This window comes from uncultured Chryseobacterium sp. (assembly GCF_913776365.1).
Lineage (GTDB): Bacteria > Bacteroidota > Bacteroidia > Flavobacteriales > Weeksellaceae > Chryseobacterium.
In genome coordinates this window covers 1-6,229 of sequence record NZ_CAJYMO010000171.1, presented here as the reverse complement: position 1 = coordinate 6,229, position 6,229 = coordinate 1, and the positions used below count along the sequence as shown (strand labels likewise).

Annotated in this window: 3 protein-coding genes; all 3 read right to left on the bottom strand. The window is 43.3% G+C overall.

What is annotated here, in order from left to right; translation table 11 throughout:
• Positions 1 to 977: DUF6443 domain-containing protein (locus QZ735_RS08600; RefSeq protein WP_294246933.1), on the bottom strand; the 977-nt coding region annotated here is incomplete at its 3' end.
• Between the two features lie 8 nt (positions 978 to 985).
• Positions 986 to 4,630 carry a hypothetical protein gene (locus QZ735_RS08595; RefSeq protein ID WP_294246929.1) on the bottom strand — a complete coding sequence of 1,215 codons (3,645 nt, stop codon included), beginning with the start codon at positions 4,628 to 4,630 and terminating at the stop codon, positions 986 to 988.
• A gap of 10 nt (positions 4,631 to 4,640) precedes the next feature.
• The coding region (locus tag QZ735_RS08590; RefSeq protein ID WP_294246926.1) for a T9SS type A sorting domain-containing protein at positions 4,641 to 6,229 on the bottom strand (1,589 nt) is incomplete at its 5' end.

The following is a 6,229-nucleotide window of genomic DNA, read 5'->3' as shown; positions in this document are numbered from 1 at the left end:
CCCTTAGCATTAAAATTGTTGGTAGCAGTCCTCAGGTTTGCATCCTGGCTCAAAACCAGACGGTCCTGTTTATCGTACACCATCCATTCCCAGTCCTTTCCCGGAAGACGCTTTTCCACCAGCCGGTCACGCCCGTCGTAGCGGTACTGGTAGCAGAGTTCGTTCAGGACTGCTTCAGTAATGACGTTATTATTCTGGGTAATCTGCTGCACCGCTTTGGGGGAAAGCACATAGGCCAGCTGGTTGTACTCGTTGTAAACGTAATACGTATCCACATTCCCGCTCCCGTCATTCCTTCGGATCAGAAGCGTCTGACCACGGCCGTTACTAAACTCCGTTACCGGGTTCCCGTCCTCATCGGTTACGGTATTCTTATAAAGGGTCGAGGCCGGATAAAACCCTGAGTTCTCAGCAGAGACCGATAGTACGGAAATCCCCGTGGAGACGTTATTTGACGTGTCGGGGCTGGTTACCGTCAAAAACTTCTTTACCTCGTTTCCTGAGTTGGCATCATAGGAAAACTGCTGGGTCTTCCCCGAGCTCATCTTCCAGGCTTCCCCCGGATGGGCCTGCTGCAGCACCCGGTCCAGGGGCGAGTTCTCCAGCTGCTTCTCGGAAAAGGCATTGGAAACCCCGTAATGGCTGTTGGCCGCATTCTCATCCACGATCCCCGGATGGATCCCTGAGTTCTGGGTAGCTGCCGGGACCGGAAGGATGTCTTTCACTTTCCTTCCGAAGCCGTCATAGGTAACGGCTGTCACCAGGTCCTTTCCCGTAGGCGTGGACTTGACGCTTACCACCTGTTTGGGCCTTCCCAGCCCGTCGAAGTAAGTCACCGTTTCCGACACCCTGCTGCAGTCCTCATTCAGGCACGTCTTCGACTGCACATAGTTTTCATTCCCTGACTGTCCGAAGGCCATCACCGAAGTGATCAGCCCCAGCAGCGGAAGGAGTTTTTTGATTGTATGTTTTCTCATGCTTATCTTTATGGTTTATAGTTGTATCTGTATTCCGCCGCTTTCTGATCGGTGTAGGTGCCGGCAGGGTTCTTCCCTCTCACCTTAGTCTCCTTCAGCCGGTTGGCCGCATCATAGCTGAAGCTCTGCCTGATGCCCGAAGGCGGGGTGATGGAGGTAACCCCGATCAATGGATCGTAGGTATAGGTCGTTACCTTTTTATCCGCCAGCTGGCTGTTTTTCCTGAAGGTGTTCAAAGCTTCCAGCAGCTGCCCTTCTTTGGAAGGATCCGCCGCATCCTCATCCGAGGCACTGATGATGGCCGCCGGGGAAGCCAGGGAAAGAAGATCATTATACGCCATTCCTTCTATCTTGGCAATGGGCTGGGTTTTGTTGTAGCCCCATACAATAGACGTCACAAGGCCGTCCTTACCGGTGTACTGGAGAATATTTCCTTTCTCATCGTACTTATCGTAAGAGACATCGGTAGACAGAATGCCGGTAAGCTTATCCATCGACTTTGAGGACAAAGGGACCACCAGGCTCCCGGCCTGGGTCGTGGGATAATTGGTCTGGTCCGGATAAACTACTTCACTTTTTCCAATAGTTTTAGTTACTCCGCTACTGGTCTCTGTAATGGTAGTTTCCAGAGGAATCCCAATCATATTTTTGTTCATCATCAGATAGTTACCTATATTGTATGCATATCTGAAATTTGTGTTTATCTCTACATCCTCTCCTGAAAAACTATCTTTTTTAGAAGTGATCTTTGTAGGATATAATGCATCATTATAGAAATACTCTGTTATTTTGGATTTTTTCTTACCTCCAAAATAATCCGTTGTGATCTCTTTCTGTAATAAAAATGCATCATTATGTTTTATGAAAACAGGAAATGGGCCTGGGCTAAAAGTAGAATTCATACCTATATAATTAGGAAATATACCACGCGCTTCTACATCAGGATCCATTAATGTAGCACCTACATAGATATTTCTTAAAGTTTTTCCTCCTGCAAAATAATCGATAGGAGAGATCAGATTTGCAAATAACATTTTAACATTTCTTTCATGATAATAGGTGGTGCTCATATTAGGAGCCCCCAATAAATAGAATTCTCTTTTTGTAGTTTTTATGGTATCATTTGTACTGTTAAGAGCCGTATATCTCAATAATTCCCCATTTCTCCAGTCCCTGGCTTCCATAAACTCATATCTTGCCGATGTTGCTTCAGTAGTAGCCAGGAAGTTATCCCCTGTCTGTAAAGGAGGCTCTACATAATATTTAAAGATTTCCTTTCCTTTAATATTATTACTGTTATCAGTTTTGGTTACTTCTACATCAGTATAACCGATTGTACGCCCTTGAGTGCGCATACCGGCGATTACAGGTCGCATTGACAATTCAGTCAGATCTTCAATAACTTTTTTAATACCGATGTCATTACCAGTAATTGAGGGAGGACATTTATATGATCTAACGTAACCATTTCTGATATTTCTTGTATACATAGGAATATCAAATAGTACCCCACTTGAGAGTTGGCTGTTTCCATTTTTTGTATAAGAGTATTTGGAAGAATACTTATACTCTCCGGTATTATCATATCTTTTAATTTCTTTAATACGGATCCCACCGGCTGGAATAACCGGTTCTGTATAATCAGGATCCTGTTCTTCCCAGTTTAAAGCAATTTGTGAATAGGCATAGATATAATCAGATAAATTACTTGTAGAATTTAAGCCTCCCCAATAAATATGCTTGATCTCAAGATAAACTTTTTGTAAAGAAGCAGCGGGGGCATTAAGATGACTGTATTTTAATGTAAATTCAGTAGGCCCTGACAATGAATTGCTGTTAACCAAATATTTTTTCACTCCATTTTCATAATAGAAAATACTATATTCTGCGTTAAGGTAACTATCATTCAATGAGTTCGAGAACGTGGATGCTCGGAAAGTAGAAGAGAGGGTCATTTTCAAAGTAAGTGCTTTATCACCGGATAGATTTATTTCCTTTACAAAAGTTTTGTAATAGCTATCACTTTCCGTCGGTGCGATTGAATGTGTGAGGGTCTCACCCATTGCAGTAGCGCTTACGAAAAAAAAGTCATTCTTCTGAAGAGTTTTTTTCTTTGCTAAAAAATAATGCTCATTCTTAGGCTCGTAAAGTAAAGTACTGGCAGTATTTGGTTCATAAATAAACTCATTTTTACCTCCTTCAGGATATGTTACTGATTTTAAAGAATTGGTATTTATAAGAAGAGGATTAACTCCCTTATTGGCTAGTCCATACATGCTGCCAGCACCAGGTACATCCTCTGTAAAACCCCAGACAGCTTTATTTAAAAAAGTATCAAAATACATTACCGGAACATTTGGAAAGGCATTATTATTATTTGCTCCGTTATAGTATCCCCAATGATCTGTAGAAAAAGAAAGCCTTTGTTTCATCTGGTAATCTTCATAATATTCAAAGGATGTTGTAATGCACTTATTATCTCTTCCACATTCCTGATAAGATAATAATTTTAATCTTTTAGTGGGATCTTCGGACGGATCATTTGCTCCTGAAGCTTCTATCGTATTCTCAAAATATCCATAATTAAATCTTTTTTCCGAAATAATAGTTCCAGCTTTATCTTTAATAATAATTTTATCCAGTTTTTTTAGATTATTAAAATCCTGCCTGTTAGAATAAATAAAAGTAATGACGGCGTCATTGGTCTCTATTTTATCTATTAACGCTTCCTGGATAGAGTATGTTACATCAAACTCTGGACTTACTGGAGGTGGTGCCGGAACAGGTATTGGATTACCGCAACCTGTAGTGTATGACGTTACAAAATACTGTATTTCCCTTGTTTGTGGAGCCAGCTCTCTTCGGAACATATGATTAGGGAGGTATGAAAAGTTAATTTCATTATTATCCAGACCTTTTATTTTCTTTATTTTCCATGCATTGACCCCATATATATTGCTGGAAGACATGGATCCGTTTCCTCCTAAAATTTCTTTGCCATCTCCTCCGAATGTATATTTTAATCCCGAGGTAGTCGTAACATTAACTGTATCAATTCTGCTTAAATAATTATCAAATACTTTTGTATAGTAATCGATTTTAATATCAGACATGGGATATGTAACAATTTTTTTATTTTTAGGATTGTAAAAAAAGCTCCCTGAGAATTCATTTAGCGACAAACTAAATTCATCTGACATCAAATCGGATGTAGCAGTATTATGCAAAGTATATTTTGCTGAAATTAACCGTAATTCCTGGTCATCAATTCCGCTGTTTAAAAAGCTTTCAATATTATCATCCTGTTTCATAACTCCATTTTCGTCGGTATATCCATTGATCTTTCTAGTAATAGGAGCAACTGTACTGATAGACCATCCCAATCCTACGGAACTTGCTATATCGGAAACCAGAACTCCACCTGCATGATATGTAAGTGCAATAGGAACTTCTACACTTCCTGACTTAGCTACGTAAATAGGGATTGAAATGTTAGGAATTCCTGTATAATTAGAAACAGGAGTTTCCTGATATTTTAATAAACTGCTTGTCTCCGGGGCATAAGGAAAAATATTTTTTGTCCCTTCGTGTATCTGCGAGTATCCGAGTGAGCAGATGAATATGAATATTATCGTTATAAAGATTTTAGTCATTCTATTGTTTTTATTTTTTAATCAGTTTTGCACCCGCCGTTTTCCCTGTTTCCGTCTTCACACTCACCAGGTAAGCGCCCTGCACCAGCGGCTGCGTATTGATTTTGGTTATTTTGTTTTTCGTTTTGATGCTCTGAAGCTGCCGTCCGCCCATATCATAGACCGTGATCTCCGCCTCAAACATTCCTTCTTTCAGTCCATCAAATCCTATTTCCACATAAGCATACTCACTCACCGGATTCGGGTAGATCTTAATTTCCTGCCTTTCGATCAGCTGATCAATCTGGCTGTCTCCCAGCTTAATGATCTTCCAGTTCTCTTTTCCTAGCTCCTCGGCGCTGGTTCCGGCCAGGATGATCGAGCCGTCACGGTTCAGCTTAATGTCCGAAAGACGCTCTTCCCTCTGGCTGGATTTTCCTTTCACGTGCTTTCGCCACTGCTCGTTGCCATTTGGGTCCAGGTACAGCATCCAGAACTTTTCGTCATCCGCTTCTGCCCTTCCCTCGGATTGTGTGTAGCCGCCCAGAAGTATCCCTTTCGAGGACTTGTCATCCGCGCTGTGAAGCACGCTCATACCCATCAAAACATCCCGGTTTTTGAAGCTGTAGGACTTCTGCCAGATCGCTTCCCCTTTTTCCGTTAAAGAGATCAGCCACACATCCGTGCCTTCTTCTATTCCTACCGTCTTATTCCCGGATCTATCCGATCTCGATTCGCCACCGATCAGGTATCCTGTGGAAGTCAGGGCCAGGGTTCTGGGATGGTCATCGCCGGTCCCGCCGAAGCTCTTTTCCCATTCCACCTTCCCGTCCTTTGAAAGCTTGATGATCCAGTAATCGCCCTCACCGTAATGGCTGCTGGCTTTTGGCTGCTGGCTGCTGGCCACTGATGTGTTTACAGATGACTGTGCACCTGCGGTACCGGGCTTTGCATTTGCCGGCAGGGCACCGCTTCTGGAGTAAGTACTGAGTAAAGCACCGCCGTCCCGGGTCGGGATCATCTTTTCCACTTCATCCAGGCCTTTTCCGCCCAGGATCAGCTGCGAGATTTCTTTCCCGTTTTTATCCAGCCGCACGATAAGAGCGTCTTTGGAACCATAGCCTTTTTCCGTATTCTGGGTATTGCCGGCGACAAAGAATCCGAGATCAGTAGTTTGTATCACCGCTCTTGCTTCTTCATCCCCAGCCGAACCGATGGTTTTCTGCCAGAGTTCACCGCCTGATTCATCCAGACGAATGAGCCAAATATCTGAGCCTCCTCTGGAATCTTCCTTTTTATCAAGTCCCTTACCCGAGTAACTGGTTCCGGCTGCCAAAAATCCGCCCTCCTGCGTGGCCACGGTGGCTGATAAAAAATCATGGTTTTTCCCGGCAAAGAATTTCTCCCAGACCGGTTCCCCCTGCTGGTTCAGCTTGACCAAATGAAAATCGTAGCCTGCGTTTTGCTGATGGCTATTGGCTGCTGGCTGCTGGCCAGAGCGTGACGCGCCCAAATGGGTCGAAGAAGCAGTGCCTGAGCCTGTAGAAGGACTGTTGCCTGAGGCTCTCAAAGGCCGGATGCTGCTGCCTGAGATCAGGTATTGTCCGTCGATGGTGGTGG

Coding starts and splice junctions, on each gene's coding strand:
- QZ735_RS08595 (WP_294246929.1), bottom strand. CDS start 4,630: ATGACTAAAATCTTTATAACGATAATATTCATATTCATCTGCTCACTC.